The 22,116-nt window shown below is 75.0% G+C and carries 20 protein-coding genes; 8 read left to right on the top strand and 12 right to left on the bottom strand.

All coding sequences use genetic code 11. The annotated features are described in order from the left end of the window. Positions 1-4: 4 nt before the first annotated feature. Both egtC and egtD read left to right on the top strand, forming a co-directional pair. A complete protein-coding gene (egtC, locus tag NRO40_RS27255; RefSeq protein WP_058943883.1) occupies positions 5-886 on the top strand; it encodes an ergothioneine biosynthesis protein EgtC in 882 nt (293 codons plus the stop codon). Then, entirely contained in the window at positions 883-1,848 is a 966-nt protein-coding gene (gene egtD, locus NRO40_RS27250) for an L-histidine N(alpha)-methyltransferase (RefSeq protein WP_058943884.1), read from the top strand. The genes egtC and egtD overlap by 4 nt, the downstream gene beginning before the upstream one ends. Here the strand turns inward: egtD and NRO40_RS27245 are convergent. The 3 genes from NRO40_RS27245 to NRO40_RS27235 form a co-directional block, all read right to left on the bottom strand. After that, positions 1,743-2,822 (bottom strand): lysophospholipid acyltransferase family protein, encoded by a 1,080-nt coding sequence (locus NRO40_RS27245; RefSeq protein ID WP_058943885.1) that lies wholly within the window; start codon positions 2,820-2,822, stop codon positions 1,743-1,745. The two genes, egtD and NRO40_RS27245, sit on opposite strands and share 106 nt — an antisense overlap. After that, positions 2,822-3,667 (bottom strand): GNAT family N-acetyltransferase, encoded by an 846-nt coding sequence (locus tag NRO40_RS27240; RefSeq protein WP_079047321.1) that lies wholly within the window; start codon positions 3,665-3,667, stop codon positions 2,822-2,824. Before NRO40_RS27240 ends, NRO40_RS27245 begins: the two co-directional genes overlap by 1 nt. 269 nt (positions 3,668-3,936) lie before the next feature. Next, a complete protein-coding gene (locus NRO40_RS27235; protein WP_058943886.1) occupies positions 3,937-5,184 on the bottom strand; it encodes an extracellular solute-binding protein in 1,248 nt (415 codons plus the stop codon). A gap of 207 nt (positions 5,185-5,391) precedes the next feature. Between NRO40_RS27235 and NRO40_RS27230 the strand changes: the two genes are divergently transcribed. Beyond that, positions 5,392-5,619: a dodecin gene (locus NRO40_RS27230; protein ID WP_058943887.1), complete on the top strand. Its 228-nt coding sequence runs from the start codon at positions 5,392-5,394 to the stop codon at positions 5,617-5,619. A gap of 337 nt (positions 5,620-5,956) precedes the next feature. Here the strand turns inward: NRO40_RS27230 and NRO40_RS27225 are convergent, their stop codons facing one another. After that, positions 5,957-6,445: a phosphatase domain-containing protein gene (locus NRO40_RS27225; RefSeq protein ID WP_058943888.1), complete on the bottom strand. Its 489-nt coding sequence runs from the start codon at positions 6,443-6,445 to the stop codon at positions 5,957-5,959. Positions 6,446-6,503: 58 nt separating this feature from the next. On the opposite strand from NRO40_RS27225, the gene NRO40_RS27220 reads away from it, so the two are divergent. Continuing rightward, positions 6,504-7,583: an MsnO8 family LLM class oxidoreductase gene (locus NRO40_RS27220; RefSeq protein ID WP_058943889.1), complete on the top strand. Its 1,080-nt coding sequence runs from the start codon at positions 6,504-6,506 to the stop codon at positions 7,581-7,583. Positions 7,584-7,993: 410 nt separating this feature from the next. On the opposite strand, the gene NRO40_RS27215 is transcribed toward NRO40_RS27220, so the two are convergent. Genes NRO40_RS27215 through NRO40_RS27205 form a run of 3 tightly spaced genes read right to left on the bottom strand, consistent with a single transcriptional unit; the run spans position 7,994 to position 11,419 of the window. Next, entirely contained in the window at positions 7,994-8,740 is a 747-nt protein-coding gene (locus tag NRO40_RS27215; RefSeq protein WP_058943890.1) for a succinate dehydrogenase/fumarate reductase iron-sulfur subunit, read from the bottom strand. Then, complete coding sequence (locus tag NRO40_RS27210; protein ID WP_058943891.1) at positions 8,737-10,686, bottom strand: fumarate reductase/succinate dehydrogenase flavoprotein subunit; 1,950 nt, start codon at positions 10,684-10,686, stop codon at positions 8,737-8,739. The genes NRO40_RS27215 and NRO40_RS27210 overlap by 4 nt, the downstream gene beginning before the upstream one ends. Position 10,687: 1 nt before the next feature. Continuing rightward, the gene (locus NRO40_RS27205) at positions 10,688-11,419 is read right to left on the bottom strand and encodes a succinate dehydrogenase cytochrome b subunit (protein WP_058943892.1); all 732 of its coding nucleotides are present in this window, start codon (positions 11,417-11,419) and stop codon (positions 10,688-10,690) included. A gap of 95 nt (positions 11,420-11,514) precedes the next feature. Between NRO40_RS27205 and NRO40_RS27200 the strand changes: the two genes are divergently transcribed. Further along, positions 11,515-12,399, top strand: a complete 885-nt coding sequence (locus NRO40_RS27200; RefSeq protein WP_058943893.1) for a LysR family transcriptional regulator — start codon at positions 11,515-11,517, stop codon at positions 12,397-12,399. Between the two features lie 256 nt (positions 12,400-12,655). Here the strand turns inward: NRO40_RS27200 and NRO40_RS27195 are convergent, their stop codons facing one another. The 3 genes from NRO40_RS27195 to NRO40_RS27185 all read right to left on the bottom strand — a co-directional run bounded on the left by NRO40_RS27195 (position 12,656) and on the right by NRO40_RS27185 (position 16,939). Beyond that, positions 12,656-14,821: a putative bifunctional diguanylate cyclase/phosphodiesterase gene (locus tag NRO40_RS27195; protein WP_058943894.1), complete on the bottom strand. Its 2,166-nt coding sequence runs from the start codon at positions 14,819-14,821 to the stop codon at positions 12,656-12,658. After that, positions 14,818-15,630 (bottom strand): SAM-dependent methyltransferase, encoded by an 813-nt coding sequence (locus NRO40_RS27190; RefSeq protein ID WP_058943895.1) that lies wholly within the window; start codon positions 15,628-15,630, stop codon positions 14,818-14,820. Before NRO40_RS27190 ends, NRO40_RS27195 begins: the two co-directional genes overlap by 4 nt. Positions 15,631-15,865: 235 nt before the next feature. Then, positions 15,866-16,939, bottom strand: a complete 1,074-nt coding sequence (locus tag NRO40_RS27185) for an SCO0930 family lipoprotein (protein ID WP_058943896.1) — start codon at positions 16,937-16,939, stop codon at positions 15,866-15,868. Positions 16,940-17,860: 921 nt separating this feature from the next. Here NRO40_RS27185 and NRO40_RS27180 point away from each other — a divergent pair. After that, on the top strand, positions 17,861-18,625 hold the full coding sequence (locus NRO40_RS27180; RefSeq protein ID WP_058943897.1) for a bestrophin-like domain: 765 nt from the start codon (positions 17,861-17,863) through the stop codon (positions 18,623-18,625). Positions 18,626-18,786: 161 nt separating this feature from the next. Then, complete coding sequence (locus NRO40_RS27175) at positions 18,787-19,308, top strand: hypothetical protein (RefSeq protein ID WP_058943898.1); 522 nt, start codon at positions 18,787-18,789, stop codon at positions 19,306-19,308. A gap of 119 nt (positions 19,309-19,427) precedes the next feature. On the opposite strand, the gene NRO40_RS27170 is transcribed toward NRO40_RS27175, so the two are convergent. Further along, positions 19,428-19,913: a hypothetical protein gene (locus tag NRO40_RS27170; protein ID WP_058943899.1), complete on the bottom strand. Its 486-nt coding sequence runs from the start codon at positions 19,911-19,913 to the stop codon at positions 19,428-19,430. 312 nt (positions 19,914-20,225) lie between these two features. Here NRO40_RS27170 and NRO40_RS27165 point away from each other — a divergent pair, with 312 nt between their 5' ends. Then, entirely contained in the window at positions 20,226-20,903 is a 678-nt protein-coding gene (locus NRO40_RS27165) for a class F sortase (protein ID WP_058943900.1), read from the top strand. 268 nt (positions 20,904-21,171) lie between these two features. Here NRO40_RS27165 and NRO40_RS27160 read toward each other — a convergent pair whose 3' ends face one another. Further along, entirely contained in the window at positions 21,172-22,056 is an 885-nt protein-coding gene (locus NRO40_RS27160) for a polysaccharide deacetylase family protein (protein WP_058943901.1), read from the bottom strand. Positions 22,057-22,116 lie beyond the last annotated feature (60 nt).

Below are 22,116 nucleotides of genomic sequence, written 5' to 3'. Positions count from 1 at the left end.
GCTGATGTGCCGGCACATCGCCTGGGTGGGCGACGACGCGGTACCGCTCGGCGAGCTGCTCGTCGCGCCCCCGCACGGACTCCACCGGCAGTCGTGGGCACCGCGCCACCAGCGGCACGGGACGGTCAACGCCGACGGCTTCGGGGTCGGCTGGTACGCGCCGGGCGACCCGGTGCCGGGCCGCTACCGCAGGGCGGGGCCCGTGTGGGCGGACCGCTCGTTCGCGGACCTCGCCCGCGTGGTCCGCTCGGCGGCGGGACTGGCCGCCGTGCGGGACGCGACGCTGCCGGGCGCCGACGCCGAGGCCGCCGCGGCGCCGTTCGCCTCGGGGCCGTGGTTGTTCAGCCACAACGGGGCCGTGGCCGGCTGGCCCGGCTCGGTCGCGGCGCTCGCGGCCGGCCTGCCGCCCGCCGACCTGCTCGCCCTGGAGGCGCGCAACGACTCGGCCCTGCTGTGGGCGCTGGTGCTGCACCGGCTGCGGCGTGGCGACACGGCACCCGACGCCCTCACCGCAGTGGTGCGGGACGTGGCCGCGGCGGCACCCGGCTCCCGGCTGAACCTGCTCCTCGTCGACGGGACGACGGTCACCGCGACGGCGTGGGGCGACACGCTCTGGCACCTGGGCGGGGGTCCCGGCCGCCGCCGGCGCGCGGTCGTGGCGTCGGAGCCGTACGACGACGATCCCGCGTGGTGCGAGGCACCGGACCGGACGCTGGTGACCGCCACGGCGGACGGCGTGGCGCTCCGCTCCCTGGACCGCCCGCCGGACCGCTCCCGGGACACGCCGGCCGCCCCGGCCCGCGCCGCCTCCACGTCCTTCCGCCCGTCCCCTGCCCCGCACGCCGCGCGTGCGGCGCGGCAACCGCTCGAGGAGTACCCCGCGTGAGCCCGTTCCTGCTGACCCGCACCCTCCCCGAGGGCGCCACCGCCGCCGACCTGCGCGCCGACGTGCTGCACGGTCTGACCCGCACGCCGAAGGAGCTGCCGCCGAAGTGGTTCTACGACGCGCGCGGCAGCGAGCTGTTCGAGGAGATCACCCGGCTGCCCGAGTACTACCCGACCCGTACCGAGCGGGACATCCTGGTCGCGCGGGCGCCGGAGATCGCCGCGGCGACCCGGGCCCTGACCCTGGTGGAGCTGGGCTCGGGGTCGTCGGAGAAGACCCGGCACCTGCTGCGGGCGCTGCGACCGCGGCTCGCCGACTACGTGCCCGTCGACGTCAGCGAGTCGGCGCTGACCGGCGCGGCCGCGGCACTCACGGAGGAGCTGCCGGGGCTGCGCGTGCACGCCCTCGTCGCCGACTTCACCCGCGGCCTCGCCCTGCCGGGCACGCCGGGGCCGCGGCTGGTGGCCTTCCTGGGCGGCACCCTGGGCAATCTGCTGCCCGGGGAACGGGCCGGGTTCCTGCGGTCGGTGCGGTCGCTCCTGGAGCCGGGCGACGCGCTGCTCCTCGGCACGGACCTCGTCAAGGACGAGGCGACGCTGGTCGCGGCGTACGACGACGCGGCGGGGGTGACGGCGGAGTTCAACAAGAACGTGCTGGCGGTGCTCGCCCGGGAACTGGGCGCGGACGTCGACGCGGGCGACTTCGACCACGTGGCCGTGTGGGACCGGGAACGCGAGTGGGTGGAGATGCGGCTGCGGGCGCGGCGCGGGCTGACCGTGACGATCCCGGAGCTGGACCTCACCGTGCCGTTCGCGGCGGGTGAGGAGCTGCGGACGGAGGTGTCGGCGAAGTTCCGTCAGGAGGGGGTGGCGGCGGAACTGGCCGCGGCGGGGATGGAGTTGTCGCGGTGGTGGACCGATGAGCGGGGCTGGTTCGCGCTGTCGCTGGCGACCGTCGTCTGAGGCTCGGCCCGGACGCGGGGCACCTGCCCGGTGCGGGGCGGGTGCCCGGCGTCGCGGGGTGCGTGCCCGGTGCGGGGCACCTGCCCGGTGCGAGGCGGGTGCCCGGCGTCGCGGGGTGCGTGCCACACGTCGCGGGGTGCGTGCTTGATGTGGGACGCGTGCCCGACACCGGCCGCGCGCCCGGTGTCGTCCCCGGGCGCGGCCCGGCCCGTCACCGCCGTGTGCGCGGCGCGGGCCAGGGCGCGCCGGTCGGTGTGGAGCCCGGCCGGGAGGGGCGGCAGGAGCCGCAGTTCGGCGGTGAGGGCGCCCGCCGATACGACCCGCCACAGCGAGACGACGAGGGGGTCGTCGCCGACGAACGCGGCGGGTCCGAGCGGCCGGTAGGCGATCCGTACCGGCAGGACCGGGGCGCCCGCGTCGAGCGCCGCCTGGAAGGCCGCCGGGCGGAAGGCGCCGCGGGCCCGGCCGCACCAGGTGGAGCCCTCGGGGAAGACGACGACGCGGTGCCCCGCGCCGAGGGTGCGGGCCATGGCGCGGACGGCGCCCGGCAGGGTGCGCAGACGGTCGCGGTCGAGGAAGAGCGTGCCGCCGAGTGCGGCGACCGGGCCGAGCAGCGGCCAGTCCCGCACCTCCCGCTTGGCGACCATGCGGCCGGGCAGGACAGCGGCGAGCAGCGGTACGTCGAGCCAGGAAACGTGGTTGGCGACGACGAGGTGCGCGCCGGGCGGCGGGACCCCGATGACGCGGGTACGGACGCCGAACGAGCGGAGCACGGTACGGCACCACAGCCGGGCGAGCCGGTGCCGGGCGGCCGGGGCGAGGGGCGAGGCGAGCGGCGCGAGGACGAGCCCGGCGAGGACGGCGCCCACCCCGGCGAGCAGGCGCGAGACGGCGCGGAGGCGGCCGGCCGCCGGGTGGGCCGGGGTCGCGCAGCGGCGCGGGGTACAGGGCGAGGAGGGCAGCCAGGCGCTCATCACTCCGCGCCGAGGGCGAGGAAGTGGCGCAGGTAACGGGGGTTGGTGCGGCGCAGGGACAGCAGGACGTACAGGTCGGCGACGCCGAAGTCGGGGTCGTGGGCCGGAGCGCCGCACACCCAGGCGCCGAGGCGAAGGTAGCCGCGCAGCAGGGGCGGCAGATCGGTGCGGGCGGCGGGCCGGGCGGTGCCGGGGGCGGGGGTCCACAGCCGGTGCGGGGTGACCCAGTACTCCTCGGGCGCGAGGTGGCGGGCCCGGACGGCCTCCCAGGTGGCCGCGGCGAGGGCGCCGCCGTCGGCGAGCGGCAGGGAGCAGCAGCCGGCGAGCCAGTCGTGCCCGGCGCGGGTCATGTAGCGGGCGATGCCGGACCAGATGAGGGAGATGACCGCGCCGTCGCGGTGGGCGGGGTGGACGCAGGAGCGGCCGACCTCCACCAGGTCGTGGCGGATGGGCGCCAGCCGGGAGAGGTCGAACTCGCCGTCGGAGTAGAGGCGTCCGGCGATGCGGGCGCGCTCGGGCGGCAGGAGGCGGTACGTGCCGACGACCTCGCCGGTGGTCTCCTCGCGGACGAGGAGGTGGTCGCAGTAGGCGTCGAAGGCGTCGCTGTCGAGGCCGGGTTCGGGCCCGGCGAGGTGCGCGCCCAGCTCGCCGGCGAAGACGAGGTGCCGCAGCCGCTGGGCGGCCCGGACCTCTTCCTGCGTACGGGCGAGGGCTACGCGGTACCGGGGCCGGCCGGTGGCCTCGGCCGCGGCCCGGATCTCCGGGTGCTGCGGGCGGGCGGGGGACGACGGGGCCGGGAGGGCGGCGGGGGCCGGGAGGGCCGGGGCCGGGGTCGTCGTGGTCATGGGGGCTCCTTGGCCGGGGGCGGCGGGGGCGGGCCGCGGTCGTGCGGCGGGCCTCACCCCCTACTTGTGCCGTCACCGGCTGGCTTCGGCGTGTCCGCCCGGCGGAGCGGGGATGTGCGGCGGCTGAATGCCCGGTTCGCACCCGGCACCACGGTCCCGCGCGGGCCGGCGCCGGGGCCCGGGCAGGGGCCGGCCACTCGGCCCGGGCAGCGCCTGCCGCTCGGGATCGGGCAGGGACCTGCGCGGCGGATCCCGCCCGGCCTGCCGGCTCAGCCCGCCAGGGCGTCGGTGATCCGCGCGGACGCCGCGCGAGCGGCCGCCCTGGGGTCGCGCCCCTGGAGGACGGCCGTCATGTACGGCTTGATGGGGTTGTCTGCCTCGACGTCCGCCCAGTGCGGCGAGTTGGGCGTGGCTCGGCCCCGCGCGGCGCCCGCGGCCATGGCGGCGGTGGCCTCCTGGCCCTCGACGACGGACGCCAGGGACGTCTTGTTGGGGACGTAGTGCATGGTGCGGGCCAGGTCCGTCTGCCACTTCTCGCCGGCGAGCGCCTTGACCACGTCGATCCCGGCGGCCCGTTCGCCGGCGTTCACGGGGACGACCAGGACGGAGCCGCCGGTGAAGACGGCGCCCGGCTCCTTCGCCGTCCTGCCCGGCACCGGGAAGAAGCCGAGCCGGGCGGCGAGGGAGGGGTTGCGCTCCTCGATGGCGGCGGCCACGCCGGGCGTGGCGATGATCTGGGCGACCCGGCCGCGGGCGAAGACCTCGGCCTGGGGCGGGTTCTCCTCGTCGGCGTCGACCGGGCCGGAGCCGAGGGACTGGAGTGTCCGGTAGAAGTCCATGCCGCGGAGCGCGGCGGGCGAGTCGAGCGCGCCGACCCAGGCGCCGTCCTTCTCCACGGCGAGCTCGCCGCCCTCGTCCCAGACGAACCCGGCGAGGGTGTACCAGTCCTGGCCGGCGAGGTAGATGCCCTGGGCGCCGGTGCCGTTGACCTTCTCCGTGTCCTCCAGCCACTGCTCGCGGGTCTTGGGCGGCTCCTCCACGCCGGCCTGCCGGAAGAGGTCCTTGCGGTAGACGACGACCCGGTTGGCCGCGTACCAGGGAATCCCGTACTGGCTGCCGTCGATGCTGCCGGGCTCGGCGAGGCCGGGCAGCCACTCCTCGCGGCCGAGGTCGCGCACGGACTCCAGGGTCAGGTCGTACAGCCGCTCGCTGCCGGCGTACCGGGCCACCTGGGTGTTGCCGACCTCGATGGCGTCGGGGGCGTCGTCGCCGGCGAGCGCGGCGGTGACCTTCTTGCCGATGCCGGTCCACTCCTGGATGACGATCTCCAGGCGGACGTCGGGGTGCTCCCGCTCGTAGGCGGTGGTGAACCGCTGGAGGAACTCGTCGGAGGCGCTGCCCTTCATGAGCCAGACGGTGACGGTGCGGCTGCCGCCGTCCTGGCCGGGGACGAGACCGCAGCCGGTCAGGGCGAGGGCGGACACGAGCGCGGCGGGGCCGAGCGTGCGCTTCTTCACGTAGGTCACCTTTTGCGTTTTCTGCAGGGAGGACGGACCCGACGTGGGGGGAGCGAACGCGTTCGCAACGGGCGGATGGCTGGATTTTGGTATGTACCAATGGCCGGGTCAAGTCCCGGGGCGCCCGCCTCGCGGACCCGTCCGCCCTGGGGCACCGTGGAAGGGGCGCGCCACCGGGCGCGCGCAGCCGCCGAGGAGGAGACCGCCATGTCGCACCACACGTACCGCGTCACCGAGATCGTGGGCACCTCGCACGAGGGGCTGGACGCGGCGATCGGCAACGGCATCGCGCGGGCCGCGCAGACCCTGCACAACCTGGACTGGTTCGAGGTCACGGAGATCCGCGGGCACCTGGAGGACGGGCGCGTGGCGCACTACCAGGTCGGGATGAAGGTCGGTTTCCGGCTCGACGGTCCGGACGCCGGCGAGGCGTGACCCCGGCCCCGTCGCGTACGGCTCGCCACCCGTACGACGGGGCACGGACGCAGCCCGGGCGAGGCACCGACCCGGACGCGGCCCGGCCCAGGCGCGGCCGACCCGGACGCGGCCCGGCCCAGGCCCGGATCAGGCGCGGCGCAGGGCAAGCGCGGGCCGGACCAGGCGCGTGCAGCCGCGGACCGGATCAGGCGGGGCCCGGAAGAGCCCGGGTCAAGTACGGCGCGGATCAGGGCGGCCCGGATCAGGCGCGGGGCAGGCCCGGCCCGGATACAGGCCCGGGGCAGGTCCGGCCCGGATACAGGTCCGGATCAGGCGCGGCCCCGAACAGGCGCGCTCAGGTGCGGCCCTCCTTCTCCTGGGCCTGGCGCAGCGCGTCCGAGGCGAGCGCCCAGTCCGCGCGCACGACGCGGAACCCGGCCTTCGCGGCAGCGTCGCAGACCAACTCGTCGTCGTCGACGAGCATGCGCACCTCGCGGCTGCGGCCGATGCGGCGCAGCACCTCCAGCTTCGTCACCCTCGCCGGTCGCCGGTCGTCGTCGCGGCGCATGTGGAGGCGGCCCTCGGGCAGTCCGTGCAGGGCGAGCCAGTCCAGGCTGTCGCGGCGGCACCGCTCGGGCCGTCCGGTGAGGTAGCGGATCTCGCACTGCCGTGCCGCCTCCAGGCACAGGGCGACACCGGGCGGCAGGGGCGGATCCTGCGGGGCCGCGCCGAAGAAGCCGTCCCAGTCGCGCGGGGTGCGCTGCAGGAAGTGCTGGCGGTGCCTCGCGTCGGAGAGGGTGTTGTCCAGGTCGAACACGGCCAGGGGCCTGCTGTCGCTCGTCACCCCGTAAGCCTAGGCCGGGGACGGGGAATCACGGGGCGCGGGAGGTGTTGGACAAGGCGTGAGTCTCCCGGTCGTTGCCCCGCTCCCCGTCCGCCTCTCCGTCCTGGACCGCTCCCGGCTGTGGGAGGGCGGTGACGGGCCGCAGGCCCTGCGGGAGACCGTCCGCCTCGCCCGGTACGCGGAGGAGTTGGGGTACCACCGGTTCTGGGTGTCGGAGCACCATGGCGTGCCGGGGGTGGCCGGTTCGGCGCCGACCGTCCTGGCGGCCGCCGTGGCCGCGGCGACCTCGACCGTCCGGGTGGGGACCGGCGGGGTGATGCTCCCGAACCACCGTCCACTGGTGGTGGCGGAGCAGTTCGGGGTGCTGGAGTCGCTGTTCCCGGGCCGGATCGACATGGGGGTGGGCCGTTCGGTGGGGTTCACGGACGGGATCCGGCGGGCGCTCGGGCACGGCAAGGAGGAGGCGGACGGCTTCGCGGAGCAGCTGGACGAGCTGCTGGGCTGGTTCCGGGGCACGCAGACGGCGCACCCCGGGGTGCGGGCCCTGCCGGCGGAGGGGTTGCGCGTGCCGCCGTTCGTGCTGGCGACCGGCGAGGGGGCGCGGATCGCGGCCGCGGCGGGGCTGCCGCTGGTCGTGGGGGACCTGAAGGGGCGGGCGAAGGTCGTCGAGGCGATCGGCCGGTACCGTTCCGGTTTCCGTCCCTCGCCGTGGGCCGCGGAGCCGTACGTGGTGGTGGCGGGCACCATTGCGGTGGCCGGGACACGGGAGGAGGCGGCGCGGATGCTGCTGCCGGAGGCGTGGTCCCTCGCGCACGCGCGGACGCGCGGTGCGTTCCCGCCGCTGGCCCCGCCGGAGGCGGTGGAGGCCCGGGCCGTGTCGGCGCGGGAGCGGGAGTACCTCGCGTCGGGGCTGCGCGGGCACGTCCACGGTACGGAGGGGCAGGTGCGGGAGGCGCTGGAGGAGGTCGTGGCGCAGACCGGTGCGGACGAGTTGCTGGTGACGACGAGCACCTATGACCGGGAAGCGCTGCGGGACTCCTTCGGGAGGCTGGCGCGCCTGGCCGGGCTGCGACCGGGGCCGCCGCCCCGAGGGGAGGAGCGGGGCGGCGGCGCGTCGGGCACCCGGGACACCCCGTAGCGCCGCCCGACGGGTCGGGTGGCGCGCTCGGCCTACGGGGTGGCGGGGCCGTGCAGTTCCCAGTCCGGCTCGCCCGGCCCGGTCGCGAGGGTGGTGCGGCGGCTGCTGCTGGACATGAAGAGAACCCCCAAGTGAGTCCCGTGGTCAGGTGCACCGGGGCGGTGGTCGGCGACCCCGGCAGGCATATGCCTACCGGGGTCACGCGGAGAGGGGAAATCGGGTGGCCGGCGACGACTCGGATGCGGACAACTCACCACGAGCGGTACAGGGTTGAACGACATCGATCTTGTTGTCGGCGGCCTTCGCCGACGTGCGCCGGAGCGAAGTCCTCCGCGTGGGGCGACCACCGGGTGGAGATTCTTTCGCCCGGGCGCCGGCGCTGTGACGGGAGCCACAGCGTGAAGCTGGCCTTAAACCGCCCGGCGGCGGGCGGCGCGCAGCCACTCCTTGTTCATCGCCGAGATGGACGGCAGCGGGATGCCCTTGGGACAGACCGTGGCACACTCCCCCGCCAGCGTGCAGCCACCGAAGCCCTCGGCGTCCATCTGCGCCACCATGTCGAGGACGCGGGTCTCCCGCTCGGGCGCCCCCTGGGGCAGGACGTTGAGGTGGTTGACCTTCGCCGAGGTGAAGAGCATCGCCGAACCGTTGGGGCAGGCCGCGACGCAGGCGCCGCAGCCGATGCACTCGGCGTGCTCGAAGGCGGCGTCGGCGTCGGCCTTCGGGACGGGCGTGGCGTGCGCCTCCGGAGCGGAGCCGGTGGGGGCGCTGATGTAGCCGCCGGCCTGGATGATGCGGTCGAACGCGGACCGGTCGACCACGAGGTCCTTGACGACGGGGAAGGCGGCGGCCCGCCACGGCTCGATGTCGATGGTGGCGCCGTCCTGGAAGGCGCGCATGTGGAGCTGGCAGGTGGTGGTGCGTTCGGGGCCGTGGGCCTCGCCGTCGATGACCATGCTGCAGGCGCCGCAGATGCCTTCGCGGCAGTCGTGGTCGAAGGCGACGGGGTCCTCGCCGCGGAGGATGAGCTCCTCGTTGAGGGTGTCGAGCATCTCCAGGAACGACATGTCCCGCGAGACGCCGTCCACGTCGTAGGTGACCATGGTGCCGGGGGCGTCGGCGTTCTTCTGGCGCCAGACGCGCAGGGTGAGCCTCATGCGTAGCTCCGCTGGGTGGGGTGGACGTACTCGAAGACCAGGTCTTCCCGGTGCAGGATGGGGGCGGCGCCGGTGCCGCGGAACTCCCAGGCGGCCGCGTAGGAGAAGGCGTCGTCCTTGCGGGCGGCCTCGCCGTCCGGGGTCTGGGACTCCTCGCGGAAGTGGCCGCCGCAGGACTCGGTGCGGTGCAGCGCGTCGAGGCACATGAGCTCGGCGAGTTCCAGGTAGTCGACGATCCGGTTGGCCTTCTCCAGGGACTGGTTGAACTCCTCGCCGGTGCCCGGGACGCGGACGCGGCGCCAGAACTCCTCGCGGATGAGGGGGATCCGGTCGAGTGCCGTGCGCAGCCCCTCGTCGGTGCGGGCCATGCCGCAGTGCTCCCACATGAGTTCGCCGAGCTCCCGGTGGAAGGAGTCGGGGGTGCGGTCGCCGTCGACGGCGAGGATGCGGCGCAGCCGCTCCTCGGTCGTGCCCACGGCCTCGGCGACCGCCGGGTGGTCCGCGGTGAGCGGTTCGGGGCGCGGGGCGCGCGCCAGGTAGTCGTTGATGGTCGACGGCAGGACGAAGTAGCCGTCGGCGAGGCCCTGCATCAGCGCGGAGGCGCCGAGCCGGTTGGCGCCGTGGTCGGAGAAGTTGGCCTCGCCGATCGCGAACAGACCGGGGACGGTGGTCCGGAGGTCGTAGTCGACCCACAGGCCGCCCATCGTGTAGTGCACGGCGGGGTAGATCCGCATCGGCACCTCGTACGGGTCCTCGGCGGTGATCCGCTCGTACATGTCGAAGAGGTTGCCGTACTTCTCCTCCACCGCCCGGCGGCCCATGCGGCGGATGGCGTCGGCGAAGTCCAGGTAGACGCCCTGGCCGCCGGGGCCCACCCCCCTGCCCTCGTCGCAGACGTTCTTCGCGGCGCGGGAGGCGATGTCGCGGGGCACGAGGTTGCCGAAGGAGGGGTAGATCCGCTCCAGGTAGTAGTCGCGCTCGTCCTCGGGGATCTCGTGCGGCGGCCGGTCGTCGCCGCGCGCCTTCGGCACCCAGATCCGGCCGTCGTTGCGCAGGGACTCGCTCATCAGGGTCAGCTTCGACTGGTGCTCGCCGGTGCGCGGGATGCAGGTCGGGTGGATCTGGGTGAAGCAGGGGTTGGCGAAGTACGCGCCGCGCCGGTGCGCCCGCCAGACGGCGGTCGCGTTGGAGTTCATGGCGTTGGTGGAGAGGTAGAAGACGTTGCCGTAGCCGCCGGTGGCGAGGACGACGGCGTCCGCGAAGTGCGTCTCGATCCGGCCGGTGACCAGGTCGCGGGCGACGATGCCGCGGGCCCGCCCGTCGACGACGATCAGGTCGAGCATCTCGGTGCGCGGGTGCAACTCGACGTTCCCGGCGGCGATCTGCCGGGACAGGGCCTGGTAGGCGCCGAGGAGGAGCTGCTGGCCCGTCTGCCCGCGGGCGTAGAAGGTGCGGGAGACCTGCACGCCGCCGAAGGATCGGGTGTCGAGCAGTCCGCCGTACTCGCGGGCGAAGGGGACGCCCTGGGCGACGCACTGGTCGATGATCTCCACGGAGATCTGGGCGAGCCGGTGGACGTTGGACTCGCGGGCGCGGAAGTCGCCGCCCTTGACGGTGTCGTAGAAGAGGCGGTGGACCGAGTCGCCGTCGTTGCGGTAGTTCTTCGCGGCGTTGATGCCGCCCTGTGCGGCGATGGAGTGGGCGCGGCGCGGCGAGTCCTGGTAGCAGAACTGCACGACGCGGTAACCCTGTTCGGCGAGGGTCGCGCCGGCGGAGCCGCCGGCGAGGCCGGTGCCGACGACGATGACGGTGTGCTTGCGGCGATTGGCCGGGTTGACCAGCTTCGCCTCGAAGCGGCGCCGGTCCCAGCGCTCGGCGATGGGGCCCTCGGGGGCGCGGGTGTCGGCGATCGGCTCGCCGGTGGTGTAGGCGGTGTAGGCGCTCATGTCAGCTCACGACTCCGGTCATGACGGCGACGGGTACGGCGAGGAAGCCCGCCGTGAGGACCAGGGCGAGCGTGGTCGCGGCGGCCTTCAGGGCGCGGTCCCGGCGGGCCTTGCCGGCGCCGAGGGTCTGGGCGGCGCTCCAGAAGCCGTGCCGGACGTGCAGTCCGACGGCGAGCATGGCCACGATGTAGATCACGTTGCCGTACCAGGTGGAGAAGGTCGCCACGACGTTCTCGTAGGGGTGCCCGGGCTGGGCGTTCGCGTTGACGGTGAGGGTCGTGAGGTCCAGCAGGTGCCAGACGATGAACAGGGCGATGATCACGCCGCCCCAGCGCATGGTGCGGGTGGCGTAGCTCGCGCGCCGACGCCGGTGCACGTACCGGGTGGGGCGGGCCTTCCGGTCGAGCCGGCTGAGCTGGTACGCCGAGACGCCGTGGGCGACCACCGCGGTGAGCAGCACCACGCGGACGATCCACAGGCCCCACTCGTGGTGGAGGACGGGGGCGCCCATGGTGCGCAGCCAGTGGCCGTAGGCGTTGAACTCGTCGGGGCCGAAGAAGACCTTGAGGTTGCCCATGACGTGGGCGACGAGGTAGCCGAGGAGGATCAGGCCGCTGACGGCCATGACGGCCTTCTTGCCGACGGTCGATCCGAGGAGGGTGCGCCGGGGGGCGCGCGGGGACGGCGGTCGCCCGGCCGTGCCCGAGGAGTGCGTCCGCGTTGCCTGAGCCATACATGAGACGGTATGTCCGCCGTTCCGAGAGGTCCAAGACATGGTGCGGCTGAAGTCGATAGGTGTCGGCTATCGACCCCGCTTAGGCTGGGGTCATGCAGTTCCAGCAGCTCGTGTACTTCGTGGCCGTGGCCGAGACGCGGCACTTCACCCGGGCCGCCGAGCGCGTCCACGTCTCGCAGCCGTCGCTCTCGCAGCAGGTGCGCGCCCTGGAGAAGGAGCTGGGCGCCGAGCTGTTCAGCCGGGCCCGGGGCAACATCACCCTGACCGACGCGGGCGAGGCGCTGCTGCCGCTCGCGCGGCGCATCCTCGCCGACGCGGACACCGCCCGGCAGGAGGTGCAGGAGCTGGTGCGGCTTCGGCGCGGGCGGGTGCGGCTGGGCGCGACGCCGAGCCTGTGCACCGGGCTGCTGCCGGAGGTCCTGCGGGCCTTCCACGCGCTGTACCCGGGCGTCCGGCTCCTGATCGAGGAGGGCGGTTCGCACGACCTCGTGCGGGAGCTGGCGCGGGGCGCGCTCGACCTGGCGCTGGTCGTCCTGCCGCTGCCGACGCCGTCACCCGCGCTGACGACGGTGGAACTGCTCCGGGAGGACCTGGTGGTCGTCTCCTCGACGGCGGAACCGGCGCCGCGGCGGCCCGTGCGGATCCGGGACCTGGAGGGGCGCCCGATGGTCATGTTCCGGCACGGGTACGACCTGCGGGAGCTGACGGTGGCCGCCTGCCGGGCGGAGGGCTTCGAGCCGTCGTTCACCGTGGAGGGCGGCGAGATGGACGCCGTCCTGGGCTTCGTGCGGGCGGGGCTGGGCGTGGCGGTGGTGCCCAGCATGGTGGCCCGGGCGGGGCGCGACCTGCGGGTGACGGCGCTGGCGCCGCCGGGGCTGCGGCGGACCATCGCGCTGGCGCACCGCAGCGACGTCGCGCCGCCCCGGGCGGCCCGGGAGCTCCAGCAGGTGCTGCTCCAGTCGCTGCCGGGGCGCTGAACCGCCCGGCGGGGCCGGGTCGCCCGGACGGGTGCTGCCGGGTCGGCCGGACGGGACGGGTGGCCCGGCGGGTGCTGCCGGGTCGGCCGGACGGGACGGGTGGCCCGGCGGGTGCTGCCGGGTCGGCCGGACGGGACGGGCCGCCGGGGCGGCGGCGAACGGGCGGGCGGGTCGCCCCGGGCGGGTCGGGTCGTCTTGGGCGGTGGGCAGGGGCGAGGAGGGTGGCTGCCGGCCCCCGACGGGGGCCGGGCCGGGGTCACACGGCGTCCGCCAGGACCAGGCGGTGGATGCGGTCGGGAGCGCCCGGGCGGGCGTAGTACCAGCCCTGGGCCGTGTCGCAGCCCAGGGCGCGCAGCTGGTCGGCCTGGGCGGCCGTCTCCACGCCCTCCACGGTGACGGCGAGCTCCAGGCTGTGCGCCAGGGAGACGATGCCCTCGACGATCTTCAGGTCGACGGGGTCCGCCGGGTGCTGCTGCATGCCGCGGGTGAAGGAGCGGTCGAGCTTGAGGACGCTGACCGGCAGGCGGCGGAGGTTGGCGAGGTTGGAGTAGCCGGTGCCGAAGTCGTCGAGCGCTATGTCGACGCCCATCTCGGCCAGCTGCCGCAGCGGCTTGAGCAGGTCCTCGTCGGCGCCGATCAGGGCGGACTCGGTGACCTCCAGGCACAGGGCGCCGGGGGCGAGGCCGGAGCGCTCCAGCACGTCGACGATGTCGGTGACGAGCCCGGGGTGGTGGAGCTGGGTGGGCGAGAGGTTGACGTTGATCCGCAGCGGGCCGCCGTCGGCGTGGAGGTGTTCCCAGTACCTGGCCTGGCGCACCGCCTCCTGCAGGACCCAGCGCCCGAGCGGCACGATGAGCCCGGTGTGCTCGGCGAGCGGGATGAACCGGTCCGGGCCGAGCACGCCGTGCTGCGGGTGGCACCAGCGGACCAGCGCCTCCGCGCCGTGCACCGTGCCGTCGCCGAGGTGGACGAGCGGCTGGTACTCGATGAAGAACTCGCCCCGGTCCAGGGCCGCCGGGAGCGCGGTGGTCAGGCCGTGGCGGGTGATGGCGCGGGCGTCGGCCTCGGCGTCGGCGCGCTCATAGCGGTTGCCGCCCGCCGACTTGGCGCGGTACATGGTGATGTCGGCGCTGCGCAGCACGTCCGCGGAGCCGCGTTCGCCGGCGCAGCCCTCGACGATGCCGATGCTGCCGCGCACGGTGATCTCCCGCCCGTCCAGGCCGATCGGTGTGGACAGGGCGTTCAGGATGCGGCCGGCGAGCTCCTCGGTGTCCTGCGGGGAGACGTCCGGGCCGGTGGTGAGGGCCACGAACTCGTCGCCGCCCAGCCGGGCGACCATCTCGCCGGGCGCGGTGGCGCAGGACTCCAGCCGGTCGGCGACCTCGACGAGGAGCCGGTCGCCCGCCGCGTGACCGAGGCTGTCGTTGATGGCCTTGAAGCCGTCGAGGTCGAGGTAGCACAGGCCGAACCGGGTGCCGTCGCCGGCCGTCAGGGCCTTGTCGAGGCGCTCGAAGAACAGGCTGCGGTTGGGCAGCCCGGTGAGCGCGTCGTGGGTGGCCTCGTAGCGCAGGCGCAGGTTGAGCAGCCGCCGCTCGGTGGTGTCCTCCATCAGGGCCAGCTGGTACTGGGGGCGGCCCTCGGCGTCGCGGAGCAGGGAGACCGTCAGATTGGTCCACAGGGCGGTGCCGTCGGAGCGGTAGAACGGCTTCTCCACGCGGAAGTGGTCGCGTTCGCCGCGCACCAGCTCCCCGTAGAGCTTCCAGACGTGCGGGGCGTCCTCCGGGTGGACCCACTCGGTGACGTTGCGCCCCCTGACGAGGTGTTCGAGGCCGCCGAACATGCGGGTGAGTGCCTCGTTGACGTCGAGGACGTTGCCGTCGAGGTCGGCGATGCCGATGCCGATGGCCGCCTCCTGGAAGACGGCGCGGAAGCGGGCCTCGGTGGCGTGCAGGGCCTGTTCGGCGAACGCGCGGGCGGAGAGCGCCGAGCGGGCGATGGCCTCCTGTTCGACGAGGGTCCGCTCGCGCAGCGCGCGGGCGAACCCGGCGGCCAGGGCGTGCTGGAGGCGGGCGCAGCGGGCCCGCAGGTCGTCGGCGGGGATGTCGCCGGCGCCGCAGTACAGCACCAGGTAGGAGTCGACGACGCCGAGCGTGCGGCTGAGCGCGTCGGGGTCCGTGCAGTGCGCGGCGACCAGGGCGGTGCCGACGGCGTGGGCGGGCGCCGCGTCGAACGGCCTCGCGTGCAGGGCGGCGCTGAGCCGCCGCGCCAGCGGCAACAGGTGCTGTTCGAATTCGGTGCGGGTCATCGACGTGGCCGTGACCGGGAAGATGGCCCGGCTCCATATCGTCGCGAACCGCTGGAGTCTGTCCTCCAGGCCGTCCGGCTCCGCCGCGGAGCCGGACGCCTGCGCCGGCGTGCTCACCCCTTGCGCCCCACCCCGGCGAAGCCCGAGAAGGCGTACGGATCCTCCTGCTCGGGCGGGGTGTCGGGCCTCCAGTGCGGCATGGACACCAGGCCGGGTTCGACCATCTCGAACCCGTCGAAGAACCGGGTGACCTCGTCGCGGGAGCGCATCACGAGGGGATTGCGGATGTCGCGGTAGACACCGACGGTGCCGTCCGCCTGCGCCTCGGGGACCGGGATGCCCTCGAACGAGGCGTGGGTGAGGATGAGGAGGCTGCCGGGCGCCAGCGCCTCACGGAGCTCCTCGACCGCCTCGTAGGGCCGGTCGGCGTCCTCCAGGAAGTGCAGCACGGCGACGAGGAGCAGCGCCACCGGCCGGTCCAGGTCGAGCAGTCGGGTCACGGGCGAGCTGCGCAGCACGTCCTTCGGCTTGCGCAGGTCGGCGGCGGCGATGTCGACGCGCTCGTCGCCGTCGAGCACGGCCTTGCTGTGGGCCACGGCGACGGGGTCGTGGTCGACGTAGACGACCCGGGCGTCGGGGGCGGCGGCGAAGGCGACCTCGTGGACGTTGCCGAAGGTCGGTATGCCGGAGCCGATGTCGAGGAACTGGGTCACGCCCTCGCCGATCGCGTGGCGGACGGCGCGGCGCATGAACGCCCGGTTGGCCTGCATGATCTTGGGCAGTCCGGGCAGGAACTCCATCGCCCTGCGGGCGGCCTCGCGGTCGACTTCGAAGTTGTGGGAACCGCCCAGGTAGTAGTCGTAGATGCGGGACACGCTCGGCACCGACAGGTCGATGCCCGGCGGGGCCCAGGCGGGACGGTCCATCGAATCTCCAACAGTCGCCACGGTGATGAGGCCAGTTCCTGGCCGGTGTTCGAGCCGAGGCTACTGATCGCCCGCCGGGAGGGCGAGGGGAAACGGAAAAATGCGATCCGTTCTTCGTCACAGGCGGCGGTACGGGCGGGGCGCGCCTCGGGCGCGCGGAAAGACGGCCCGTCACTCCCGCGAGGGGAGGGAGTCGACGGGCCGCCCACCGGGCCGGAGTCGCTTGTGGGGGACTCTACTTGGGCGCTCCGACCAGCTTTCCGTCGGGCGAGACGGCGTACCAGGTGCCGCCCACGCCCTGACCGTTGGTGTCGCCGGGCTTCTTGTCGCCGGCGAAGGTGTAGAGCGGCCAGCAGTCGATGGTCTGCTGGCTCTTGCCGTCGGGCCGCTCGAACGTCACGTACCCCTTGGTGGTGACGCCCTCGGTGTCGGCCTTGGCGACGGGCTCGACGACCGGCCACTTCTCCAGGCACGCGCCGGTGCAGGCGGTCTTCATCGGCCAGGCCGAGTCCTTGGTGAACCGGTAGACGGTCCGGCCCTCGCCGTCGACGACGATCTCGCCGAGCTTCGGGTCGTCGCGGACGGAGAGCCCGGCGCGTTCGGCGGGTGCCTCCTCGCCGCCGGACGCGCTGCCGGACCCTTCGCCGGACCCGCCGCCGTACCCGTCGCCGGCACCGCCGTCCGCCGCGGCGTCCCCGCCGTCGCCCTCCCCCGCCGCCGGGCCCGGGGAGGCGCCCGCCGCGGCCTTCTTCCCGTCGGGTGCCGCCGCGTACCAGGTCCCGCCGACGCCGTGGCCGTTGGTGTCACCGGCCTTGGTGTCCTTGGCGTACCGGTACATCGGCCAGCCGTCGACGGTCAGCTGCTTGGTGCCGTCGGGCCGGGTGAGCGCGCCGAGCAGCGTGGAGTCGACACCCGCCGGGGCCTTCGCGCCCTCCGCCGAGACGACGGGCCACGCCGTGGCGCAGTCACCCTCGCAGGCGGACTTGGGCGGGTTGGCGGAGTCCCTGTCGAACCGGTAGAGGGTGCGGCCCTCGGCGTCGGTGAGGACGTCGCCGTTCGCCGTGCCCTTGCGGACGGCCAGCTGCCCGGCGGGCGTGGCGGCTGCCCCGGAGGACGCCGCGCCGGAGCCGTAGGCGCCGCCGTAGTCCTTCCCCCCGTATCCCGCGCCCTCGCCGGGGGCGCCCGCGGGGGCCGCGGCGCCCACGGACTGCCCGCCGATGCGGTCCCCCTCGTCCTGACCGCAGGCCGTCAGGGTCAGCAGGGCCGCCACCGCCGTCGCCGCGAGCGCCGTGTCGCGCCAGTTCCTCATCTCAGCTCCCGTCGTGTCGAGTTGCTCGCGGCGTCCGCCGTGCGCCGTTCACGGTCCTAGGTACGGACGCGGGGGCCGCAAGTGTTCAACGGCGACCCGAAGTTCCCGGTCGGCGGGCGCGCCCGACGGTGGCACGCACGTGCGAGCGAAACCTCCCATCAGGGGAACCGCCGCGCTCCGGCGGACGGTGACTCGTTGGTCTGATCATGCTCTTCGGCGTGTATGGATCCCTCGTCGCGCGGGCGGTGGCGGGCGCGGTGCTCGCCTGGCCGCTCGCGCTCTCCCCCGCCCTCGCGCCGTCGGCGGCGGCCGACAGCTGCGCCCACGCGTCGACCGGTCCCGGAGGGACCCACGCGGTGTCCGTCGCGGGCGGCTCGTCCTGTACGCCCCGCCCCACACCCCCCTGGCCGACACCGCGCCCGACGCCCTCCCCCAGCCCCTCGCCGCAACCGACGCCCAGCCCCTCCGCGCCGCGGCCGTCACCGCCCGCGCCGTCACCGCCCGCGCCGTCGCCCGCCCCGCGGCCGGAGCCGCCCGCCGTGAGCACGGCGCCGGCCCCCGCCCCGCCATCCGACCGTCCGGCGGCGCCCCCGCCGCCGCCCCCGCCCGCGCCCCCGGCGCCGTCACCGCCCGCCCGTCCGGCGCCAAAGCCCCCTTCGCCGGCTTCGCCCCCGGCGCCGACGGCCGCGCCAGCGCCCCCGGTCCCGTACCCGCTGCCCGCCTACCGGGCCGCCCAGCGCCCGAAGCCGAAGCGCGGGCCGTCGATGGTGTCGATGATGCTCCTGCTCACGGCGCCCGCCGTCTTCGCCGCCGCCGTCCTGCGGCCCCGCTCGCGCTGAGCCCCACGGCCGCCGCGCCGCCCCCACCGCCCCGCACCCCCGCACCCCCGCACCCCGAGACCGAGACCGAGAGAGAGTTCCCGTGTCGGAATGGCTTGTCCTGACCCTGGCGATGGCCGCCGCGTGCGCGGTCGTCCTCGTCATCGCCGTCATCAACAACCGCCGCATCGGCGAGGACGACGACCCGACCGAGACGCCGGACGTCATGGAGTACATGACGATGATGATCGGCGTGGTCTACGCGATCGTCCTCGGGCTGGCCATCGCCGGCGTCTGGGAGGGGCGCGGCACCGCGCAGGAGAGCGTCCGCCAGGAGGCGCAGGCCCTGCACGAGGTGAGCGTGCGTTCGGAGGTGTGGCCCGCCGACGTGCACCGGCGGATCCGGGCCGACGTGGAGGCGTACGTCCGGCACGTGGTGGGCCCGGAGTGGGAGGCCATGGCGGAGCACGGGGAGCTGACGGACGAGGGCACGCAGCTGCTGCACCAGGTGCGGCGCTCGGTCACCTCGTACCGGCCGGCCGACGCGCACCAGGCGCAGGCGTACCAGCCGCTGGTCGACCAGGTCGCCGCGGCGGACGACGCGCGCAGCGTCCGGGCGGACTCGGCGGGCGAGACCATGCCGGGCGTCGTGTGGTTCGGTCTGATCACCGGGGCGTTGGTCGCGGTGGGGCTGATCTTCGCGCTGCAGATCCGGCGGACGTTCCGGGAACTGCTGCTGGCGGGGTTGTACAGCGCCCTGATCGCCTTCCTGCTCTTCCTGATCTGGGTGATCGACGCCCCGTTCGGCCGGGGCGTGTCGGCCACCACGGAGCCGTTCCTGCGTGCCTTCCCGTACCTCGGCGGCTGAGCCGGCCCGCTCTGTGGGCCGTACGGGTGACCCATTGCCCCGTTCGCCCGACCGGACTCGCGGGTGTGGTAGTGGGCTCCTAGCGTTCCGGGCACAGAGGGTCATTTCGATGGTTCGCGGAAGTCCGTTCCGCAGTGCCCCTCGGGACCGGAGGACTCTTCATGCGCGCGATAGGTGCCGCTTCCGCCGCTCTGCTCGGAGCGGCGGCTCTCGCCCTCACCGCACCCCCAGCGGCCGCGGTGGATCCGTACGTCGTCTCCCCCTCGACCGTCAATCCGGGCGGCCGGGTCGTCCTCTCCGCGCCCGGCTGCGCGGGGACCGCCATCGCGTCGTCGGGCATCTTCGACGCCGTGTCCATCCCCGCGGGCGGCTCGGCGACGGCCACCGTGGACTGGGACGCCCGCCGGGGCGCCGCCTACACGGTCTCCTTCACCTGCGCCGGCGGTGCCCCCGGCACGGCGCGGCTGAGGGTCGCCGCGGGGACGACCAGCTCGACCGCCGCGCCGACCGTCACACGGACGGCGACGGTGACCCCGGCGCCGTCCGGTGTGCGGGGCGGCCTGGGCGGCAGCGTCGGCGGCTGGAACGCCGGCGAGCTGGCGGCCGGCACGGGCCTCGTGGTCGCCGCGGCGACCGGCGTGGTCTACGCGCTGCGCCGCAGGGCGGAGAGCCGCCGCCACTGAGCCCGCCCCACCGGCGTGGATCCCACCGCACGCCCGACGCCCCGAGTCCTGGCAGGGACTCGGGGCGTCGGGCGTGTTCGGCGCGGGGCGCGTTCGGCCGGCCGGGAGGGTTCGGCCGGTCAGGCCCGTCCGGCGCTCGGACGGCGACGGCGGATGAGGAACAGGCCGCCGCCGAGGGCCGCGCCGCCCGCGAGCACCGCGCCGACGGCCACCTCGGTCGAGGTGGGTGTCATCGAGCCGCCCAGGCCGCCCTCCGCGCCGCGCCCGCGGATGACCCGGAAGGTCCGGGTGACCACCCGGGAGCTGTCGCTGCACCGGACGGCCAGGTTGTACTGGCCCGGGGTGGCGTGGTCGTAGATCCGCGGGGTGGCCGCGGAGTGGCCCGAGTGGTTGACCGTGAGGGCCGTCTTCGGGAACGCGTTGGACGACACGGTGCCGCCGTGGCCGCACCCCATGGCGCTGACCGCCAGGCTGCCACCCTGGTGCACCTGGGTCGGGGAGACCGTGACGTTGGTCGGACCGTTGTTGGCGGCGGCGGTCGGAGCCGTGGCCCCGATCACCGCGCAGGCGGTGGCGGCCACCGCGAGGGCGCGTGAAGCACGCATCGTTGAACCTCCAGCGGAAGACGCCCCAAAGCGGTGCTCCGGGAGATCGACGGATGCGCCTTCCATGACGAACCCTCACCAGCGGGCGCGGTTCCCGCACGTCGGCGCTGCGCCACCCCGGTGAGGCGGCGCACCCGGCGGGCGGGTGAGGGTGGTGACCCCACCGCAGGTCACACACCGTCAGGGCGCCTCCACTGATGACCCGGATGGTTGATCACCCGTACGCCGCGCCGCCACCCGTTCGCACGCGCCAGGATCGCCGGGGGCGCGGGACCCGCTTACGGTGCCGGGAGAGGCCACGAAGGGAGAAGCATGGGCCTGGAGCGCAGAGGCATCGGGGACCGAAGTGCCTGGGACGTGATCAGGGGCCGCCAGCCCTGGGGCGCGCTGGCGCTCGTCATGCTGACCGGCCTCGCGATGATGCGGAACGGGGTCGACGCCTCCTCGGGGCCGCCGCAACCCGCCGCCGCCGCGACGTCGGGGGCCCGGCAGGTCGTGGCCGCGCCGACGCCGTCGGCCGGGCTGCGCCCGCTGGCGTACGCGCCGGCCTCCCGGGTGAGGATCGAGGCGCTGAAGGTGGACGCGCCCGTCATCGACGTGGGCCTGGACCAGGAGGGGTGGATCAGCGCGCCGCCACCGCAGGACCCGAACCTGGCGGGGTGGTACCAGAACGGCATCTCGCCCGGGCAGCGCGGCACGGCGGTCGTCGTCGGGCACGTCGACAACGAGTCCGGGCCCGCCGTCTTCTACCGCCTGGGCGCCCTCCGGCCCGGCCAGCGCGTCGAGGTGACCCGTTACGACGGCCGCGTGGCGGTCTTCCAGGTGTACGGCGTCGAGGTGTTCTCGAAGGACGACTTCCCCGGTGTGCGGGTGTACGGCGACACCGGCCACCCCGAGCTGCGGGTGATCACCTGCGGTGGCGGCTACTCGCGCGCGGGCGGCTACGACGGCAACGTCGTGGTCTTCGCCCGGATGGTCGCCACCCGCTGACCCGCTCCCCCGCCGAGCCCCCGGCCCCGCCCGGCCCCACCCGCCCGGCATCGGGCCCGTCCTTCCCAAGCCTGCGTCGGCCCCGTCCCGCGTCGGCCTGCCCCGGCCGTGTCCGGCATCGGCTCCAGTGGCCCGTTCCCGCCCCCCGCGGCCCGTTCCCGCCGCCGGCGGCGCGGGCACGGGCCGTGGCGCGCGCCGTGTGCATGGTCCGTGGCGGGGGCCGCGGGGCGGGTGCCCGCGGGCCGGCCGCGGGCACCGGCCGCCGGGGTCACCGGCGGGGGACCGTGATGTGGTAGCCCTCGTCCACGAGCCGCGGCAGGTAGGTGCGCAGCGCCCGCACGGTCTGCGAGCGGTCGCCGCCCGCGTCGTGGGAGAGCACGACGACGCCGGGCCCCGCGCCGTCCAGGACGCGGCGCACGATGGTCGACGTCCCCGGTTCCTTCCAGTCGAGGGTGTCGACGGTCCAGGCGAGCGGCTCCATGCCGAGTTCGGCGCCGATCTCGAAGGACAGCCGGTTCCAGGCGCCGAAGGGCGCGCGGTACCAGAGCGGGGCGGAGCCGAGCGTCCGTTCGATCACGTCGCTCGTGGAGCCGAGCTCCTGGCGGATGCGGGACGGCGGGAGCTTGGGGATCAGGGGGTGGGACCAGGAGTGGTTGCCGACGACGTGTCCGTCCTCGGCCATCCGCCGCAGCAGGTCGGGGTGGCGGACGGCCATCTCGCCGCAGACGAAGAACATCGCGCGCACGCCGTGGCGCCGCAGGGTGGTGAGGATGGCGGGGGTGTACCGGGGGTCCGGACCGTCATCGAAGGTCAGCACCATGGTGTTGCCGGTCCCGGAGACGCGCAGGAAGGGCCGTTGCCGCACGGGCGGCAGGGCCCGCCGGAAGCGCGGCGGCGCGTACGCCGTCATGGGCTGCAGCCGGTACGCCAAGGGGGCTTGGCGCGGCCCTGCCACGGGACCCGCGGCGGGTGCGGGGGCGGGCGTCCCCGCGGTGTGCGGGCGGGGTGGGGACGTGGGGCGCGCGGTGGGGGCGGGCGCGCCGGGCGGGGCCGCCCGGTCGACGGCGAACAGGCCGACGGTGGTGGTGGCGCCCAGGGCGGCGGCGATGCGCAGCACCATCCGCCGCCCGGAAGGCATCTGGTCCTTTTTCATGACCAATGCTCCGCACGGGCGACCCCTGGATCGGGTGTGCGACACCGGACGCGCGGGACG

The sequence above is a fragment of the Streptomyces changanensis genome (assembly GCF_024600715.1).
In the GTDB taxonomy this organism is placed as follows: domain Bacteria; phylum Actinomycetota; class Actinomycetes; order Streptomycetales; family Streptomycetaceae; genus Streptomyces; species Streptomyces changanensis.
The sequence above is the reverse complement of the archived record's forward strand: the minus strand, read 5'-3'. Positions and strand labels throughout refer to the sequence as shown.

Coding starts and splice junctions, on each gene's coding strand:
- egtC (WP_058943883.1), top strand. CDS start 5: ATGTGCCGGCACATCGCCTGGGTGGGCGACGACGCGGTACCGCTCGGC.
- NRO40_RS27245 (WP_058943885.1), bottom strand. CDS start 2,822: ATGAGCGCCTGGCTGCCCTCCTCGCCCTGTACCCCGCGCCGCTGCGCG.
- NRO40_RS27240 (WP_079047321.1), bottom strand. CDS start 3,667: ATGACCACGACGACCCCGGCCCCGGCCCTCCCGGCCCCCGCCGCCCTC.
- NRO40_RS27230 (WP_058943887.1), top strand. CDS start 5,392: ATGTCGCACCACACGTACCGCGTCACCGAGATCGTGGGCACCTCGCAC.
- NRO40_RS27215 (WP_058943890.1), bottom strand. CDS start 8,740: ATGAGGCTCACCCTGCGCGTCTGGCGCCAGAAGAACGCCGACGCCCCC.
- NRO40_RS27210 (WP_058943891.1), bottom strand. CDS start 10,686: ATGAGCGCCTACACCGCCTACACCACCGGCGAGCCGATCGCCGACACC.
- NRO40_RS27205 (WP_058943892.1), bottom strand. CDS start 11,419: ATGGCTCAGGCAACGCGGACGCACTCCTCGGGCACGGCCGGGCGACCG.
- NRO40_RS27200 (WP_058943893.1), top strand. CDS start 11,515: ATGCAGTTCCAGCAGCTCGTGTACTTCGTGGCCGTGGCCGAGACGCGG.
- NRO40_RS27190 (WP_058943895.1), bottom strand. CDS start 15,630: ATGGACCGTCCCGCCTGGGCCCCGCCGGGCATCGACCTGTCGGTGCCG.
- NRO40_RS27185 (WP_058943896.1), bottom strand. CDS start 16,939: ATGAGGAACTGGCGCGACACGGCGCTCGCGGCGACGGCGGTGGCGGCC.
- NRO40_RS27175 (WP_058943898.1), top strand. CDS start 18,787: ATGCGCGCGATAGGTGCCGCTTCCGCCGCTCTGCTCGGAGCGGCGGCT.
- NRO40_RS27170 (WP_058943899.1), bottom strand. CDS start 19,913: ATGCGTGCTTCACGCGCCCTCGCGGTGGCCGCCACCGCCTGCGCGGTG.
- NRO40_RS27165 (WP_058943900.1), top strand. CDS start 20,226: ATGGGCCTGGAGCGCAGAGGCATCGGGGACCGAAGTGCCTGGGACGTG.
- NRO40_RS27160 (WP_058943901.1), bottom strand. CDS start 22,056: ATGAAAAAGGACCAGATGCCTTCCGGGCGGCGGATGGTGCTGCGCATC.